Below are 15,399 nucleotides of genomic sequence, written 5' to 3'. Positions count from 1 at the left end.
ATTGACAAATGAAGCTATTGCATATGGCAATAGAGTCATCTACGATCATAATAAGCTGCCACATGCGATATCGAAAAATGAGTCGATGCTGCAGGCAATTCCGGATTATCGTGCTGGAACTTATCACTATACTCAGGCCGCCAATTTACGCGATGGCGTGGAGATGGTTGCGACTGATTTTGTGATCGGCAAAGCGCTGGGTGGTATTGCTGCAGGTGGAAGGTATATATATGATGGTTTGGTCATTGGCGCAAAGTCAATGGCGCCAGCGATTGGTGAGGCTGTTTTTAAGTATGCTGAGCGTACGGGATTAATTTCTTATGCGGCAGAGAATACAGGTGCTTCTTCAGTAAAGGTCGGAGGTTTTTCGCAAGGGACAAATAAGATAGTCACAAGCGATGCCAAGTTAATTCCTGATTATATTGCAACATCTAATGGTGATATCGGATCTACTTTAGGTTTAGGGCCAAGAAAATTAACAGCACTTGAACGGGAGCTGCAGGTTGCAGAGATAACTGGAGGGCGTTCTGCTCAAACATCTCGAATTGGTCCAAATGGCAACTTAGTAATTGAGGACACTCCAATTTATCGAGATGGCCAAGTTGTATCTGGGGTAGATGTTTTTGGTAAAAATGGTGAGTTGATTCAAGTGGGTGGGCCAGGGAAGAATGCAAACGATGTAGTATTTGAACGAACTAAGAAAGCGTTGGAAGCGCTGAAGAGCGAAGCAAAAGCACGAGGGACGACGGCGCAAGTTTATTATGAGGCCGGAAATAGTGAGAGATTTAATAATCTTATCTTGGAGTCCAAAAAAATATTGGGGAAAAATAATGTATTTATATTGCCTAAAAAGGATTTATGATAATGGCTTATCAAATCTATATTTGTAATGATTCATCCTCGGATGATTTATTGCTTGATTTGTATTTGGGGTCCGCAGTCACAATTGAAATGTATTGGGAGTCAATTGGCCGTAAGCTGGAGTTGCCAATTATTTCCACGTTGACGGAAAAGGCAGATTCTGAAGAGGGACTTGCGTTGTCTGGTAATGATCTAGTCCTATTTAAAGATGAGATGAATATTTTTGAGCAATATTGGATTAGTGAAAATTCCAATATTGACCTTCCTGAAGGTTTTTTAGTTAATATTAGAAAGATTGTTGAAGAAACTGAGCATGCTATTAGCCGTGGATTAACGTTGATGGTTAGCTAAGAATAAATACGCAAATGGTGCAAGTGGAAATTTACTGTTCCGAGAGAAGTGCATGGCAGAGGGCCAGGGTCAGATACCGTCTTGAATGGCAAGCCCTTTTGCCAAATAATGCGCATCAAAGGGCTTGCCAGTATGGATCACACCATAGATCAGATGCGGAGCGAGGCCGGGGTCAGGTCCGGCATCCGTACACGATCTCAGCCTTAGTTGTCTCGATCTGCGCGAGGCCGCGAGGCCGCGAGGCCGGGGTCAGGTCCAGCATTCGTACACGATCTCAGCCTTGGCCGTCAGGAGGCCGCGAGGCCGGGGTCAGGTCCGGCATTCGTACACGATCTCAGCCTTAGTCGTCTCGATCTGCAGCAGGTTGCGTTTTACTAAACGAGGCCGGGGTCAGGTCCGGCATTCGTACACGATCTCAGCCTTATTCGTCTCGATCTGCAGCAGCTTGCGTTTTACTAAATGTCGATACGGCCCGACTGACTGTCCTGCTTGAGACGTGAAAAGCGGCGGCGATGTGGGACATGGTAAAAGCGGTTGAGAGATAGGCGCGTGCCATTGCCTCGTCTCTGTTGCTATAGAGGGCTTTGTATTGCGCTAGTGATAGCGCGACAGCGCGGCGCTGCTGCCTTGGCGTATCTTTGAATGCATCGGAAAGCTGCGATTGCTGATGTGCCGAAACGAAGGCGTCATCGCCCAGAAGCATCTGGTGGCAGGTATGCGCGAGCGGACTAGTTTCGCCCATCCCAGCCGCGACAAACCGAGAATAGTTGGCGACCGCCTCTTCGCGCGTGGTGCCAAACTGGCTTAAGAGCCAGTCACGCGTCAACCAGCATGGAGACGCTGTGTCGTCCAAAACGTAGTGATGGCTGCTCCAGTACCAGTCGTCGGGTGATGCCACCATGTGCGCCCGGACTGGATTCAAGACGATGTAGCGGGCTAATTCCAACAGATAATTTTCTTTCTGCACCAAGATGGCTTTGTAGCGGCCTTGCAATACGTGCCCGACAAGCTTGTGGCGTCGATTGAAATGCTGGGTATAAACGCCATTGAGTTGGCGCATGCCTTGCGACAGATTTGCCTCAACCGTTTCAACGAGAAGATGATAATGATTGCTCATCTGGCAGAAACTGTGCACGATAAAATGGTGCCGTCCACATACATGTTCTAATACTTCTTGCCAAGCAAGGCGATCAGTATCGTCCCGATAAATTGCGCTACGCCGGTCGCCGCGCGAAGTAACGTGGTAGAGAGCACCGGCAAACTCAAGTCGTAGTGGTCGCGTCATACGGTACAGGATATCTGAGCCGTAGGCATTGGCACTGAGATTGCGCAGAGGTTTTAGGTTGGGTATGGTTGGGGCCGTGTCGGAATGGCGGACCTGACCCCGCCTCCGTTGGGGCCGTGTCGGAATGGCGGACCTGACCCCGCCTCCTGAAATAATGCGCATCAAAGGGCTTGCCAGTATGGATCACACCATAGATCAGATGCGGAGCGAGGCCGGGGTCAAGCGAGGCCGGGGTCAGGTCCGGCATTCGTACACGATCTCAGCCTTAGTCGTCTCGATCTGCAGCAGCTTGCGTTTTACTAAATGTCGATATGGCCCGACTGACTGTCCTGCTTGAGACGTGAAAAGCGGCGGCGATGTGGGACATGGTAAAAGCGGTTGAGAGATAGGCGCGTGCCATTGCCTCGTCTCTGTTGCTATAGAGGGCTTTGTATTGCGCTAGTGATAGCGCGACAGCGCGGCGCTGCTGCCTTGGCGTATCTTTGTATGCATCGGAACGCTGCGATTGCTGATGTGCCGAAACGAAGGCGTCATCGCCCAGAAGCATCTGGTGACAGGTATGCGCGAGCGGACTAGTTTCGCTCATCCCGGCCGCAACCAAGCGGCAACCATAGATAAATCCGGTGAGGGTATCGGTTACTGAATGGTTTGGAAATCACTGAAAAATCAATCGCTTAGCCACCTCGTTGACCATCGAGTGGGAATAATCTCCCGTCCAGAACCGTAGGCTAATGCCGGGTCAATGAAACAGCTAAGCTCTGGCTATTAGGTTTTTTTGCCTAGTAGCCGTCGCAAACTACTGGCGATACCTGCATCGGCTATGCCATCTGCCCCAAGCTGATCAACCGAACCAGCGTCTCCTGCGCATTCATGCTCTTGGCCAGCTTGACGGCGTTCATGCCGCGGCTATCCACGGCATCAATGCGGGCGCCGTGTTGCAGCAGCAGGTCGAGGATGGCCAGGCGGTTGAACATGGCGGCCATCATCAATGGTGTCTTGCCGTCCGGGCTGGCGCCTTCCACATTCGCGCCGTGCTTGAGCAGTAGCTCGGCGATGTCCTGGTAGCCTTTGTATGCCACGCCGGCCAGCGGTGTCTGGCCCTGGTCGTTGGGGACGTTGGCGTCGGCGCCTGCTTCGAGCAGCAGGCGCGATGTCTCCAGGTGGCCATGGTAGCTGGCCAGCATGATCAGGCTGTCGCCTTTCTCGTTGCGGAAGTTGACCGGCACGCCTTGCGTGACCATGGCGCCCAGTTGCTGCGTGTCGCCTTCGCGCACGAGGGCAAACAGGCCCTGGATGAATTCCAGGGTTTCGGCATCCATCGTTGGCGGGAGGTTTCGTGCTTCGGTGTTCATCGTGTTCTTTCTGCGAAGGTTAAATGGATATTGAAGTAGTGGCAGGGAAGTGTCAATTGTACGAGTCCGGCTTCCCACTTGAGGTAAATACAACAAGGTGCTCTGCTTGTAAATTTCCATTATTAAACTATATTGGAAAATGATGTGTTTTATATATCATTTCAGTTATTCCGATTCGGAAATTTAATACTTCCAGAAAATCCAAAGGGGGGACGAGTCATGAGTGCAATGTTAGAAAAGAAATCCATGGATACGCCGGACGAAGTGCGCCCATTCAAGGACGGGGCAGGCCGGATGGCTGTCTTTACGCTAGGCGAACAGACCATGGGGCGCGGCGAATTTGAGCCCGGCTGGCGCTGGAGCCTGCATGTCAAACCGATTGCGGGAACGGATTCGTGCCAGGCCGCGCATACCGGCATGGTCCTCGAGGGGCGGATGGTGGTACGGATGAATGATGGCGCAGAGATGGAATATGGACCGGGTGACGTCTTCTATATGCCACCGGGACATGATGCCTGGGTGGTTGGAAACCAGCGTTGTGTCCTGTTCGATGTCACCGGTGTCGCAAGGTATGCCAAACCGCAATAAGGGCGGCAACTGAAGACAGCCGCTCACGCGCCCGCCGCCAGCGCCTTTTGCCGCGATGCCAATGCGGCGCCGATGAAGAGGGCGAGGGCCGAGGCGATCAAGCCCCGTTCCAGTCCGGCGGGGCCGTCGGCGATCCAGCCGACGACGATGGGGCCAACGATCTGGCCCAGCGCGAATACCGTCGTGTAGGCACTGATGCCGGCCGTCCAGGATTGCGGTGGCAGGTTATGCCGCACGAGGGCCGTGGTCGACGCCACCACCGACAGGAACACGGCGCCGAAGACGAGGCCCGAAATGAACACGACGGGCGCAAAGCTCGTCAGTGCGGGCAGGATGGTGACTGCGCCCAGCACGCCATTCAATATCGCCAGCGATTCGCCGCCCTTGTAGCGGTCCAGCATGCGCGCCCAGATGCGCGACGACGCCACCACCGCCAGCCCCAACAAGGTGTAGAACACGGTGATCAGGGTGGCGCTCATGCCTTGCTGCTTGAGCAGGGCGATGACGAAGGTCATGTAGCCGATGTAGCCGACGCCAAACATGAAGTAGCCGGCCAGACTGGGGGCAAAGTCGCGCCAGGCGAAGCGCCGCGGCGTATCGAGGGCGCGCGGCGCTTCGCCGATCGCCTTCGCCGGCACGGCCATGACGGCGGTGGCGGCCAGGCAGGCGATGCCCAAGGCCAGCCACGGCCATTGCCAGGCATGCGCGGCGCCGTGGTCTTGCGCGGCGGCCAATGCTGCCGGCACCAGCAGGGCCGACAGCGCAATACCAAAACCCGTGCCACCGTAATACAGGCCGATGTAGAAGCCGGCGCGCTGGCTATGCATGGAGCCGAGCCGCGCCGCCAGCACGCCGCCGGCGATGAAAATGAAGGCGCTGGCAACGCCTGCGCACACGCGTTGCAGGAACAGGGTGGTCGTGCTGCTGACCAGGCCCGACATCAGCATGAAGATGCTGGCCAGCACGGAACCGGCGATCAGCAGGCGCCACACGCCAAGGCGGCGCATCAGCGCCGGCGTGGCCAGGGCGCCGAGAAAATAGCCGAGCGCATTGAAGGTGTTCATGGCCCCGGCCAGCAGGTAGGACCAGCCCAGGTCGTCGCGCATGGGCGGCAGCAGCAAGCCATAGGAAAAGCGCGACAGGCCCAGAGCGACGGCGGCGCCCAGCGACAGCGCCAGCGCGGTGAACAGCGGATGGGACGGAGAACGATCGTGTGTCGGCATGGCCTGAGACCCATCCTGGTAGGGGAAAGCGTACGGTGGCGCTGGCGGCACGCTTTTTTGCTACCAAGTTAATGAATTGGGCGTGGGAAGTCAAGACGGGCCGCACTTGTATGTGGCAGGCAACAATGCAATCTTTGTCATCGTTACTTTTGGAGAGAATTGTGAGACATGCAATCTCATATAATTGCAATTAGGAAATTAACTTGCCAAAATTCAATTTTGCGGGTTGCTCCTGATCCTCCATATCTTAAGGGCACTATGAACAAGAATAAACCTGGCGCGTTGTTGATTGCAGCGCTGATTGGTGCGGCGTTGGCTGGCTGCGCTTCCGAATCGTCGCAAGCCGTGGCTGTTCCCACAGTGGCCAGCGCGGCCCGACCTTACGTTGGTCCACGTACCCTGATCGCTGTCGGCAAGTTCGACAACCGTTCCAGCTTCATGCGCGGCATCTTTTCTGATGGCGTCGATCGCCTGGGCAGCCAGTCGAAAACGATCCTGATTGCGCACCTGCAGACGTCCAACCGTTTCAACGTCCTCGACCGCGACAACATGGCCGAGCTCAAGCAGGAAGCCGACTTCAAGAAACAAGGCCAGAACATCAAGGGCGCGGACTTCGTCGTCACGGGCGACGTGACCGAATTCGGCCGCAAGGAAGTGGGCGACAAGCAATTGTTTGGCATCATGGGCCGCGGCAAGACGCAAGTGGCGTATGCCAAGGTCACCTTGAACGTTGTCAACATCGCTACGTCTGAAGTCGTGTTTTCGGCCGGCGGCGCCGGCGAATACAGCCTGTCGAACCGTGAAGTGCTGGGTTTTGGCGGCACCGCCAGCTATGACGCCACCCTCAACGGCAAAGTCCTGGACCTGGCCATGCGCGAAGCGGTCGAGCGCCTGGTGGCCGGCGTCGAAGCGGGCGCATTGCGCAAACAATAAGGTATCCCATGAAAACAATGATGAACAAGGGCGCCGCCCTGCTGGCCATGCTCGCCTGTGCCGCCCTGACCGGTTGCGCCACGCAGTCGAAGACCCTGTACCAATGGGAAGGCTACCAGCCGCAAGTGTACGAATACCTGAAAGGCGAAAGTCCGGAGCAGCAGATGGCCGCCATGGAAAAAGACCTGCAAGTGATCGCTGCGAAAGGCAATCATGCGCCGCCGGGCTTCCATGCCCACCTGGGCATGTTGTACTCGATCGCCGGCAAGCCGGAGCAGGTCGCCGCGCAATTCGAAGACGAGAAAAAACTTTTCCCGGAATCGACGCCGTACATGGACTTCCTGTTGGGTAAATTGAAAAAAGGCGAGAAATTATGATGTCGCGCATGTTGAAAATGGCCCTGTGCCTGGGCCCCGCCATCTTCATGGTGGGTTGCGCCACCAAGCAGGCGGCATACGATTACACCGCATTCAAGGCGGCCAAGCCCCGTTCGATCGTGGTCTTGCCACCGTTGAACAACTCGCCGGAAGTCAATGCCGGCAACAGCGTCTACGCACAAGTGACGTATCCGCTGGCCGAAGCGGGCTACTACGTGCTGCCGGTGGCCGTGGTCGGTGAAACCTTCAAGCAGAACGGCTTGACGAACGCCGCCGATATCCACGGCGTCGATGCGAAAAAGCTCAACGAGATCTTTGGCGCCGATGCGGGCCTGTACGTGACGATCTCCAAGTACGGCACGACGTACGCCGTGATCGACAGCGTGACGGTGGTGTCGGTCGATGCCAAGCTGGTCGACCTGAAGACGGGCACCTTGCTGTGGCAGGGCGCGGCCAGCGCATCTAGCAATGAAGGCAACAATAACAGCGGTGGCGGCCTGATCGGCGCCCTGGTGACGGCGGCGGTCAAGCAGATCATCAACACCAGCACCGATGCCAGTCATCCTATCGCCGGTACGGCGAATGCGCGGCTGCTGTCGGCCGGCGTGCCGAACGGCCTGCTGTACGGTCCTCGTTCGGAACGCTACCTGGCGCAGTAATTGTATTACCAGGCCCGGCGCTTTGCCGGGCCTGCCGCATGGCCTTCAACGCCCGAAGCAATCATGGACTCGGCTTTCGGCGCTGTCTTTCCTGAGTGCGTGCAAATTCCCTGCAAGGAGCAAGTGATGGCAACCCAATTCAACGTCCGCTACAAGGTGGAAACGGACGAGCTGCAAGGCAGATCCGTGCTGGTCTTTCTGAAGCCACACCAGCCGCAGGGCCATTGCCAGATCCACGCATGGCAGGTGTTGACCGGCTCGGCCGGCGCCACCGAATCGTTCGATTACGAAGACCGGATCTCGACCGATGTGAGCAGTTTCGGCATCAACAGGAACAGGATACTGTCTGGCCGCCAGGGCATCGCGCCAGGCCAGCTGCTGTCGGCCATCAGCCCGCATGGCTTGTCGCCGCTGCTGCAGCCGGCGCCCATGTCGTTGGCGCAAGCCAAGCTGACGCCGGCGCAATGTGGCGTCATCAACCAGACCAACCCGTTCATCGAATTCAGCTGCAACTGGTATGTCAACGAGCGGCCCGTCGTGAGCATGCCCAATATCGATGCCAACATGACGGTGAGTTTCGAATACCAGCCCAGCTTCTACTTCATGGTGGCCACGCCGCCGATGGCGGGACAGACCTACAGCCTGGAGAGCTTTCCAGACATGACGCAGTATGCGCGGCCGATCACGGCCACCAAGGTGGACGTCACCGTGAGCCGCCAGCAGGGCCTGTGGAGTTTCGACTTCAGCGCCAGCTAGCGCGCGCCGACCTGCACCGGCCGGCGCCGGCTCCAGAACGGCGCCGACGGCCAGCGCGTTTCCTGGCCGTAGCAATATGCCAGGTGGCGTTCGTACGCCGCGCCGATGGCCGCCAGTTCCCCATTGTAGTGCCGGCAGGCTTGCAGTTCGCCCTGCAGCGTGCGGTCGCCTGCCTCGGCCGCGGCGAGGCCCGTGTACAGGGCGTTGAAGATGCCTTGCGACGACAGCGGGTCGAAGCTCAGGGCCGCGTCGCCGACGGCGAACCAGCCTGGGCCGGCGCCGGCGTCCAGGCTGGCCGTATGCGCGGGCGTCGCCATGGCGAGCGTATCGGCCGCATAGCCTTGCTGCTCCAGCAGCTCTCGTGTGGCGGGCAGCTGGCGCGCCGCCGTTTCCAGCCAGCCGGCGTCGCGCAAGGCGGCGCTGGCGAGCAAGTCCGCATCCGTATGCAGGGCCAGCACGCGGCGCTGGCCGGGCAGGGGCGCGCTGTACCACCAGCCGTATTCGCAAGCTTCGATGTGGGCAAAGCCCCGCGCGGAAGGCGTGCGGTCGTGTCCGTATTGCCATACTGAAACCAGCCGGTCGCCGCGCTGGCGCCGCGCCCCGACTTTGCGGGCGAGCCGCGCGCTGCGTCCCGTGGCGTCGATGACGATGCGCGCGGCCGCGTCGCAGGGGCCATGCTGCGTTTGCAGCCGTACTCGCCAGACGCCATTTTCCGGCGTGATGCCCGCGACTGTGGCCGAGGCCAGCACGGCGGCGCCGCGCCGGCGCGCTTCGTCGCGCAGCCACAGGTCGAAGGTGCCGCGTGCCAGGTGCCAGCCGTGGCCATCGGGATCGCTGAGGAAATGGTGTTCCGTCCACGAGCCGTTCCACCAGGCGCGGTTGCCGTGGTAGGGCGCATGGTCCTGCCGCAGGAAGGCGTCAAGCAAGCCCATGTCCTGCAGCAGGCGCGCGGCGGCCGGCGACAACGATTCGCCGATGCGCGCCAGCGGTGCGGCCAACCGGTCGACCAGCAACACCCGGTGCCGCCCCGCCAGGTTCAGGGCGGCCGTGGCGCCGGCCGGACCGGCGCCGACGATGAGCACGTCGGCCTGCAGCAAGGTCACAAGCGGTGCCGCTGCAGATGGCGCGCTTTTTCCGTGTCTTCCAGGTCGACGTCGACGAACTCGTCCGGTATGGCCGCCGCCGCGCGCAGCTGGTGCTTGCCGGCTACCGGCTGCGGCAGGTTTTCCACCTGCAGGAAAGCGGGGAAGCCGGTCGCGTCCGCAGGGCCGGGGCGCACCTCGACCACGCCCACTTGCGCCAGGTCGGCGATCATGTTGTTGATCTGCTCTTCATAGCTGATGTTGCCCAGCGGACGTATCCACGCGGCGCGCCGGGCGAAGGCGGCCAGGCGGTCGTCGACGGGTACTTCGCGGTTCATCACCGTGTCGTAGGCCAGCTTGCTCATTACCTGGTTCGGCACGCGCGCGGGCCAGAACGTGGGCACATAGGGATCGTAGTCGGACTGGTAGCCGGAGCGGCAGCTGGCCGTGTCCGTCTGCCATGGCACGGCCATCCAGCGCGTCACGCCGCCCGCGATCTGCGCCGAGCAGGGGCTGCCGATATTGTCCGGCGTCAGGACAGCGCCGTAGTCGGGCTCGACCCAGCCCGGCGGCCGGTGCGCCAGGCGGAACGGCGCGCTGTACATGCTGGCCTGGCGCATGGGCCAGGTCATTTCGCAGCCGGGGTGGAAGGCGTCGGCCAGGCAGAATTCCATGGCCGCGCGCAGCAGGGTGTCCGGTTGCTGCGCCACGTCCACGTCGGCCAGGCTTTGCGGCGGCGTCTTGCCGGGCGCGTAGTCGGGCGTGAATTCGCCGGCCGCCCATTGCTTCAGGAAGCGCAATTGCAGATTGCTCAGCGCGCAGTTCTGGCGCGGCGTGTCTGCCGGCGGGATGGCCATCGCATCGCCATACAGCCACGGCCACGGCGATGGCGCCCAGGCGTCGCGCTCGAACTGGCGGAACTGGTTATAGATGACGTTGCGCCACTCCCTGCGGTTTTCGGACGGGCTGGCCAGGCGCGCCATCCACTCGTCGCGGCTGAACGGCGTGCTGCCGTCCCAGCCGAAGGCGGCTGCGAAGCCCGCGTTGACCCATTGCAGGTTGGACAGGCGCTCGAAAATGGGACGGATATCGTCCTGGAACGAGGGAACGGCAGGTGCGGCAATTTTGCCTTCGGAAACAAACAAGTCGCGCATCAAGTCCCACATCGTGCGCACGGACTTTTGCTGCGGCGCGTAATCGGGCGGCGCGACGACCACCCAGGCCATGTCGACGGGCAAAGCCTGGCCCTGGTAGTGGACGGTGGCGCAGACGGGGCCGTCGGCCGTGTCGTCATGCCAGCCTTCGTTGTTGGCAAAGGTGATGGCGCGCGCGCCATTCCACGAGGCCGACTTGCCATGGCCGCCCAGCACGATCAGCCGCCCCATGGCGTCCGTGCGCAATTCGCCCAGGTAGACGGGCGTGCCCAGGAAGCTGCCGCTGTCGAAGGCGACGGCCGGCTGTTCGCTGCCGCTGATCTTGCGCTCGCCCGGCGTGATGGACAATTGCGCGCGGTCGGTGACGGCCATGTTGCGCAGGAACGAGGGCTGGGTGATGTGCGCCTCGGGAATATCGAGCGCGATCTGGAACTGGTACCACGCCGCCTTGGTGTTGGCCAGGGTGACGGCCCATTCGATGTCGGCATTGCTTGCGTTCAATTCGGCCACCGCCACGCCGGCGGCATTCAGGCCGTAGATGCGAAAGAGCGCCGCCTGGCGCTTGATGGCCCCGGACGCATCGCGGTAGTATCCGGCCGGGCGCGCCGCCGGTTCCGGCACTTCCGGTCCCAGAAAGTATTCGCTGGGGCTGTTGCCCACGCGGGCAATGCCGATGGGCGGATAAATCGCCGCCTTGACGATGACGGTATCTTGGGTGGAACTGGACATGGCGTGCCTTTCCAGATGCGTGGAGGGAAGGAAAATATACCGCATAAAAAACGCGCCAAATGCGCACATAGTCACCGCATAGTGAATTCGTGCGAGGGGCGCCGGACACATGCTGCCGCGGCGGCCAGGCCCGCTTTTTCCAGCCGCGTTAAGATAGCGGTATTTTCAAGACTGCGAGAGGTCCAGGTGCGCGTGTTGCTGGTGGAAGACGATCCGATGATCGGGGAAAGCCTGGTCGAGGGCTTGCGCGGCGAGTGCTATGCCGTGGACTGGGTGCGCGACGGCCACGATGCGGAGCTGGCGCTGGCCGGTTTCGCCTACGATTTGATGCTGCTGGACCTGGGCTTGCCCGGCAAGCAGGGCATGGACGTGCTGCGCGCCATGCGTGCGCGGGGCGCCGAGTTGCCCGTGCTGATCATCACGGCGCGCGACGGCACGCCGGCACGCGTCGACGGGCTCGACAGCGGCGCCGACGATTACCTGGTCAAGCCCTTCGATCTCGACGAGCTGCTGGCGCGCATCCGCGCGCTGCTGCGGCGCCGGGTCAGCCGTTCGCGCTCCGTCATCGAGCATGGCGCGCTGATCCTCGACCTGGCCAGCCACGACGTCACGTTCGAGGGGGAACTGATCAAATTGCCGCCGCGCGAGTTTTCCGTGCTGCGCGCCTTGCTCGACCATCCGGGCAAGGTGGTGTCGAAGCGCCAGCTGAGCGAAAAGCTGTACGGCTGGGATTGTGAAGTGGAAAGCAATACCGTCGACGTGTACGTGTACCAGCTGCGCAAGAAATTCGGCGCGGACTGCATCCAGACCGTGCGCGGCGTGGGCTACAAGATGCGGGTGGCGGCATGCTGACCATCCGCCGCCAGTTGCTGCTCGGTTTGCTGGCCGCCACCTTGCTGTGCGTGCTCGGCGCCGGCATTTCCTTGTTCCGCTCGCTGCTGGAAGAAACCAATGAACTGGCCGACTTGCAATTGCGCCAGCTGGCCGTGGCCTTGCCCGACGAGTTCGAGCCGCAGGCGGGCCTGGTCGCCGCGCAGGATCCGGAAGAAGCGTTCGTGCTGCAGGCGTGGGACGAGGACGGCCAGCCATTGCCCGTCCTGCAGGGCCAGCCGGCATTGCCGCGCTATGCGCTGGCCGGTTTTGCCGATGTCGTGCTGCACGGCGAGGACTGGCGCCTGTACGGCGAGACGCGGCGCGGCCGCTACGTGCAGGTGGCGCAGGCGCAGGCCGTGCGCGACCAGCTGGCCTGGCAGATGACCATGCGGGCCGGCGCACCGCTGCTGGTGTTCGCGCTGATCCTGGCGCTGCTGATCGTCGTCGTCGTGGGGCGCGCGCTGGCGCCGCTGCACCGGCTGGCCGAATCCGTGGCGGGCCGCTCGCCGGACGCCTTGACGCCGCTGGCGGCCGACGACATGCCGCCCGAACTGCGGCCCGTGGCGCTGGCGTTGAATAGTTTGATGGGACAGTTCGAGACGGCGCTGACGGCGCAGCGTACGTTTGTTGCCGATGCCGCGCATGAATTGCGCTCGCCGCTGACGGCGCTGAAACTGCAGCTGCAGGTGGCCGAGCGGGCCGGCAGCGAGGAAGAACGCCGCGTGGCGCTGGCGCGCCTGCACGAACGGCTGGACCGCAGCACGCACCTCGTGCGGCAACTGCTCAGCCTGGCGCGCCATGAAACGGCGCTCACGGCCAGCCAGCTGCACACAGTGGATCTGGGACAATTGCTGGAAGCGGCCGTGGCCGACCACAGCGCGCTGGCCGATAGCCGCGACATCGACCTGGGCGTGGTGGAAGCCCCGCCGGCCAGAGTGCTGGTGCAAGCCGATCCCGATGGCTTGCAGGTGTTGCTGAATAACCTGATCGACAACGCCTTGCGTTACACGCAGCAGGGCGGCAGGGTCGATTTGCAGGCTGCGCTGGAAGAGGGCAGGCCCCTGCTGCGCGTGTCCGACAACGGCCCCGGCGTGCCGCGGCAGCACCATGCGCGCCTGTTCGACCGCTTCTTCCGGCCCGACGGCAACGACGCCTGGGGCTGCGGCCTGGGCCTGTCCATCGTGCGCCACATCGCCGAGCACCACCAGGCCGACATCGCGCTGGCCGAAGGCGAGGCGGGACGGGGACTGCAGGTGACGGTGCGTTTTCCGCAGCCAGCCTGACAAAAAAAAGCGGATGCCGTCGCCGGCATCCGCTTTTCATTCACGCTCGAGGCGCTTACGCCAGCTCGGTGATGAATTGCTCGCGTGCAGGGCGCACTTTTTTCAGGTCCACCAGCCAGTCGCCTTCGCCGGCGCGGTAGCCCAGCGGCAGCATGACGACGGAACGCAGGCCTTTTTCGCGCAAGCCCAGGATCTCGTCGACCTTGGCCGGATCAAAACCTTCCATCGGCGTCGAATCGACTTTTTCCTGCGCCGCGGCGATCAGGGCCGTGCCCACGCCGATGTAGGCCTGGCGCGCCGCGTGCTGGTAGTTGGTCTCGGCATCGCGCTGCGGATACGTGGCGAGGATTTGCTGGCGGTACGCTTCCCAGCCTTCATTCTTGAAGCCGCGCACGGTGTTGACCAGGTCAAACATCTTGTTGATGCGCTCGACCGTGTAATTGTCCCAGGCGGCAAACACCAGCAGATGCGAGGCGTCCGTCACTTGCGACTGGTTCCACGCATGCGGCTTGATCTGCTCGCGCAGGGCCGGATTCGTCACGACGAAGACTTCGTAAGGATGCAGTCCGCTGGAGCTGGCCGTCAGGCGCACGGCTTCCAGAATGCGCTCGACCTTGTCTTGCGGCACCGTTTTCGTCGGGTCCATTTTCTTGGTGGCGTAACGCCATTGCAGTGTTTCGAGCAAATCGGACATGTAAATCCCTTTCATAATGAATAGTTCAGATTGGAAATGATAGCGGATTCAGGCATTTCAAGTGCAAAGGGGCAAAGAATTGCTTGTCGCACTCAAGTTAGCGCACACCAGCATGGTTGTCTACAGGCCAACCATGGCAAGCTCCACCGCCGGGTAGCGCGCGCCCTGGACGGCGGCGGGTGCGATGGCCGCGCCGATGGCGGCCAGCTCGGTGTCGCTCAGTTTGATTTGCGCGGCGGCCACATTCTCTTCCAGATGCGCCAGGCTGCGGGCGCCCGGTATCGGCACGATGTCGGTACCTTGCGCCAGCAGCCAGGCCAGCGCCAGTTGCGCCGCCGTGGCGCCGCGCGCGGCCGCCAGACGCTGCAGTTCGGCAACGAGATGCCCGTTGGCCGCCATCGCGGGCGGCTGGAAGCGGGGCAGGCTGTGGCGGTAGTCGTCTGGCGCCAGCGTGGCGCTGGAGTTCAGCTGGCCCGTCAGGAAGCCCCGGCCCAGCGGGCTGTAGGGCACGAAGCCGATGCCCAGTTCCCGGCAGGCGGGTAGCACCTCGGCTTCCACGTCGCGGCTCCACAGCGAGTATTCGGACTGCACGGCGGCAATCGCATGCACGGCGTGGGCGCGGCGCAAGGTGGCGGCCGACACTTCCGACAGGCCCAGGTGGCGTACCTTGCCCGCCCGCACCAGACCGGCCATGGCGCCGACCACGTCTTCGATGGGCACGGCGGGGTCCACGCGGTGCTGGTACAGCAAGTCGATGCACTCGATGCCGAGCCTGGACAGCGACGCTTCCACAGCCCGGACGATGTGCTCGGGGCGGCTGTCGACGCCCGCCATGCGTTCCACGCCTTGGCCGTGGGGCAATATCTTGAAGCCGAACTTGGTGGCGATGTGGACCTTGCCGCGCAGTTCCTTCAGGGCGCGGCCTACTAAGTCCTCGTTGGCGTAGGGGCCGTAGACTTCCGCCGTATCGATCAGGGTCACGCCCAGTTCCACGGCGCGGTGCAGCACGCGCAGCGAGGTGGCCTCGTCCGCGCCGCCGTAGGCAAAGCTCATGCCCATGCAGCCCAGGCCGATGGGGGCGACGCGCAAGCCGGAGTTGCCCAGTGTTCTGTGTTCCATTGTCATTCCTTTTCAAAAAAAGATGCTGGGAGTATGGGCGAAGGAACTGCATGCGATAAGATGGCTTATCCTGCATGTAT

General features: G+C 61.3%; 16 protein-coding genes. 9 read left to right on the top strand and 7 right to left on the bottom strand.

Features of this window, described 5'->3' with window-relative positions:
• Window position 1: 1 nt before the first annotated feature.
• Both ACQ4WO_RS08425 and ACQ4WO_RS08420 read left to right on the top strand, forming a co-directional pair.
• The gene (locus ACQ4WO_RS08425) at window positions 2-862 is read left to right on the top strand and encodes a hypothetical protein (RefSeq protein WP_436481018.1); all 861 of its coding nucleotides are present in this window, start codon (window positions 2-4) and stop codon (window positions 860-862) included.
• A gap of 2 nt (window positions 863-864) precedes the next feature.
• Complete coding sequence (locus tag ACQ4WO_RS08420; protein ID WP_436481017.1) at window positions 865-1,212, top strand: hypothetical protein; 348 nt, start codon at window positions 865-867, stop codon at window positions 1,210-1,212.
• Between the two features lie 421 nt (window positions 1,213-1,633).
• Here the strand turns inward: ACQ4WO_RS08420 and ACQ4WO_RS08415 are convergent, their stop codons facing one another.
• Together ACQ4WO_RS08415 and ACQ4WO_RS08410 are read right to left on the bottom strand one after the other, a co-directional pair.
• Window positions 1,634-2,497: a transposase gene (locus ACQ4WO_RS08415; RefSeq protein WP_436481016.1), complete on the bottom strand. Its 864-nt coding sequence runs from the start codon at window positions 2,495-2,497 to the stop codon at window positions 1,634-1,636.
• Between the two features lie 818 nt (window positions 2,498-3,315).
• Window positions 3,316-3,849: an ankyrin repeat domain-containing protein gene (locus ACQ4WO_RS08410; RefSeq protein ID WP_436481015.1), complete on the bottom strand. Its 534-nt coding sequence runs from the start codon at window positions 3,847-3,849 to the stop codon at window positions 3,316-3,318.
• Between the two features lie 228 nt (window positions 3,850-4,077).
• On the opposite strand from ACQ4WO_RS08410, the gene ACQ4WO_RS08405 reads away from it, so the two are divergent.
• Window positions 4,078-4,437, top strand: a complete 360-nt coding sequence (locus tag ACQ4WO_RS08405) for a cupin domain-containing protein (protein ID WP_436481014.1) — start codon at window positions 4,078-4,080, stop codon at window positions 4,435-4,437.
• A gap of 23 nt (window positions 4,438-4,460) precedes the next feature.
• Here ACQ4WO_RS08405 and ACQ4WO_RS08400 read toward each other — a convergent pair whose 3' ends face one another.
• Window positions 4,461-5,660 carry a YbfB/YjiJ family MFS transporter gene (locus ACQ4WO_RS08400; protein WP_436481013.1) on the bottom strand — a complete coding sequence of 400 codons (1,200 nt, stop codon included), beginning with the start codon at window positions 5,658-5,660 and terminating at the stop codon, window positions 4,461-4,463.
• Between the two features lie 258 nt (window positions 5,661-5,918).
• Here ACQ4WO_RS08400 and ACQ4WO_RS08395 point away from each other — a divergent pair, with 258 nt between their 5' ends.
• The 4 genes from ACQ4WO_RS08395 (at window position 5,919) to ACQ4WO_RS08380 (ending at window position 8,385) form a co-directional block, all read left to right on the top strand.
• Window positions 5,919-6,593: a CsgG/HfaB family protein gene (locus ACQ4WO_RS08395; RefSeq protein ID WP_128139521.1), complete on the top strand. Its 675-nt coding sequence runs from the start codon at window positions 5,919-5,921 to the stop codon at window positions 6,591-6,593.
• A gap of 17 nt (window positions 6,594-6,610) precedes the next feature.
• Window positions 6,611-6,970, top strand: coding sequence for a DUF4810 domain-containing protein (locus ACQ4WO_RS08390; RefSeq protein ID WP_205602385.1), 360 nt, complete (start codon window positions 6,611-6,613; stop codon window positions 6,968-6,970).
• Entirely contained in the window at window positions 6,967-7,629 is a 663-nt protein-coding gene (locus tag ACQ4WO_RS08385; RefSeq protein ID WP_436481012.1) for a DUF799 domain-containing protein, read from the top strand. Before ACQ4WO_RS08390 ends, ACQ4WO_RS08385 begins: the two co-directional genes overlap by 4 nt.
• A 126-nt stretch (window positions 7,630-7,755) precedes the next feature.
• A complete protein-coding gene (locus tag ACQ4WO_RS08380; protein ID WP_436481011.1) occupies window positions 7,756-8,385 on the top strand; it encodes a hypothetical protein in 630 nt (209 codons plus the stop codon).
• On the opposite strand, the gene ACQ4WO_RS08375 is transcribed toward ACQ4WO_RS08380, so the two are convergent.
• Both ACQ4WO_RS08375 and ACQ4WO_RS08370 read right to left on the bottom strand, forming a co-directional pair.
• A complete protein-coding gene (locus tag ACQ4WO_RS08375; protein WP_436481010.1) occupies window positions 8,382-9,488 on the bottom strand; it encodes a tryptophan 7-halogenase in 1,107 nt (368 codons plus the stop codon). The two genes, ACQ4WO_RS08380 and ACQ4WO_RS08375, sit on opposite strands and share 4 nt — an antisense overlap.
• The gene (locus tag ACQ4WO_RS08370; RefSeq protein ID WP_436481009.1) at window positions 9,485-11,350 is read right to left on the bottom strand and encodes a LodA/GoxA family CTQ-dependent oxidase; all 1,866 of its coding nucleotides are present in this window, start codon (window positions 11,348-11,350) and stop codon (window positions 9,485-9,487) included. Before ACQ4WO_RS08370 ends, ACQ4WO_RS08375 begins: the two co-directional genes overlap by 4 nt.
• Before the next feature lie 186 nt (window positions 11,351-11,536).
• On the opposite strand from ACQ4WO_RS08370, the gene ACQ4WO_RS08365 reads away from it, so the two are divergent.
• Both ACQ4WO_RS08365 and ACQ4WO_RS08360 read left to right on the top strand, forming a co-directional pair.
• Complete coding sequence (locus ACQ4WO_RS08365) at window positions 11,537-12,202, top strand: response regulator transcription factor (protein ID WP_436481008.1); 666 nt, start codon at window positions 11,537-11,539, stop codon at window positions 12,200-12,202.
• Window positions 12,196-13,506 (top strand): ATP-binding protein, encoded by a 1,311-nt coding sequence (locus tag ACQ4WO_RS08360; protein WP_436481007.1) that lies wholly within the window; start codon window positions 12,196-12,198, stop codon window positions 13,504-13,506. The genes ACQ4WO_RS08365 and ACQ4WO_RS08360 overlap by 7 nt, the downstream gene beginning before the upstream one ends.
• A 55-nt stretch (window positions 13,507-13,561) precedes the next feature.
• On the opposite strand, the gene ACQ4WO_RS08355 is transcribed toward ACQ4WO_RS08360, so the two are convergent.
• Entirely contained in the window at window positions 13,562-14,200 is a 639-nt protein-coding gene (locus ACQ4WO_RS08355) for an NAD(P)H-dependent oxidoreductase (RefSeq protein WP_034754795.1), read from the bottom strand.
• Window positions 14,201-14,320: 120 nt separating this feature from the next.
• Complete coding sequence (locus ACQ4WO_RS08350) at window positions 14,321-15,319, bottom strand: aldo/keto reductase (RefSeq protein ID WP_436481006.1); 999 nt, start codon at window positions 15,317-15,319, stop codon at window positions 14,321-14,323.
• Window positions 15,320-15,399 lie beyond the last annotated feature (80 nt).

The organism is Janthinobacterium aestuarii (assembly GCF_051380835.1).
GTDB lineage: Bacteria > Pseudomonadota > Gammaproteobacteria > Burkholderiales > Burkholderiaceae_D > Janthinobacterium > Janthinobacterium aestuarii.
Note: the sequence above shows the minus strand (reverse complement) of the source record. Positions and strands in the feature narration are given on the sequence as shown.

What these genes read in the sequence shown, in the direction of transcription:
- ACQ4WO_RS08415 (WP_436481016.1), bottom strand. Translation starts at nt 2,497, where the DNA reads ATGACGCGACCACTACGACTTGAGTTTGCCGGTGCTCTCTACCACGTT.
- ACQ4WO_RS08350 (WP_436481006.1), bottom strand. Translation starts at nt 15,319, where the DNA reads ATGGAACACAGAACACTGGGCAACTCCGGCTTGCGCGTCGCCCCCATC.
- ACQ4WO_RS08410 (WP_436481015.1), bottom strand. Translation starts at nt 3,849, where the DNA reads ATGAACACCGAAGCACGAAACCTCCCGCCAACGATGGATGCCGAAACC.
- ACQ4WO_RS08360 (WP_436481007.1), top strand. Translation starts at nt 12,196, where the DNA reads ATGCTGACCATCCGCCGCCAGTTGCTGCTCGGTTTGCTGGCCGCCACC.
- ACQ4WO_RS08385 (WP_436481012.1), top strand. Translation starts at nt 6,967, where the DNA reads ATGATGTCGCGCATGTTGAAAATGGCCCTGTGCCTGGGCCCCGCCATC.
- ACQ4WO_RS08370 (WP_436481009.1), bottom strand. Translation starts at nt 11,350, where the DNA reads ATGTCCAGTTCCACCCAAGATACCGTCATCGTCAAGGCGGCGATTTAT.
- ACQ4WO_RS08380 (WP_436481011.1), top strand. Translation starts at nt 7,756, where the DNA reads ATGGCAACCCAATTCAACGTCCGCTACAAGGTGGAAACGGACGAGCTG.
- ACQ4WO_RS08405 (WP_436481014.1), top strand. Translation starts at nt 4,078, where the DNA reads ATGTTAGAAAAGAAATCCATGGATACGCCGGACGAAGTGCGCCCATTC.
- ACQ4WO_RS08395 (WP_128139521.1), top strand. Translation starts at nt 5,919, where the DNA reads ATGAACAAGAATAAACCTGGCGCGTTGTTGATTGCAGCGCTGATTGGT.
- ACQ4WO_RS08400 (WP_436481013.1), bottom strand. Translation starts at nt 5,660, where the DNA reads ATGCCGACACACGATCGTTCTCCGTCCCATCCGCTGTTCACCGCGCTG.
- ACQ4WO_RS08355 (WP_034754795.1), bottom strand. Translation starts at nt 14,200, where the DNA reads ATGTCCGATTTGCTCGAAACACTGCAATGGCGTTACGCCACCAAGAAA.
- ACQ4WO_RS08390 (WP_205602385.1), top strand. Translation starts at nt 6,611, where the DNA reads ATGATGAACAAGGGCGCCGCCCTGCTGGCCATGCTCGCCTGTGCCGCC.
- ACQ4WO_RS08420 (WP_436481017.1), top strand. Translation starts at nt 865, where the DNA reads ATGGCTTATCAAATCTATATTTGTAATGATTCATCCTCGGATGATTTA.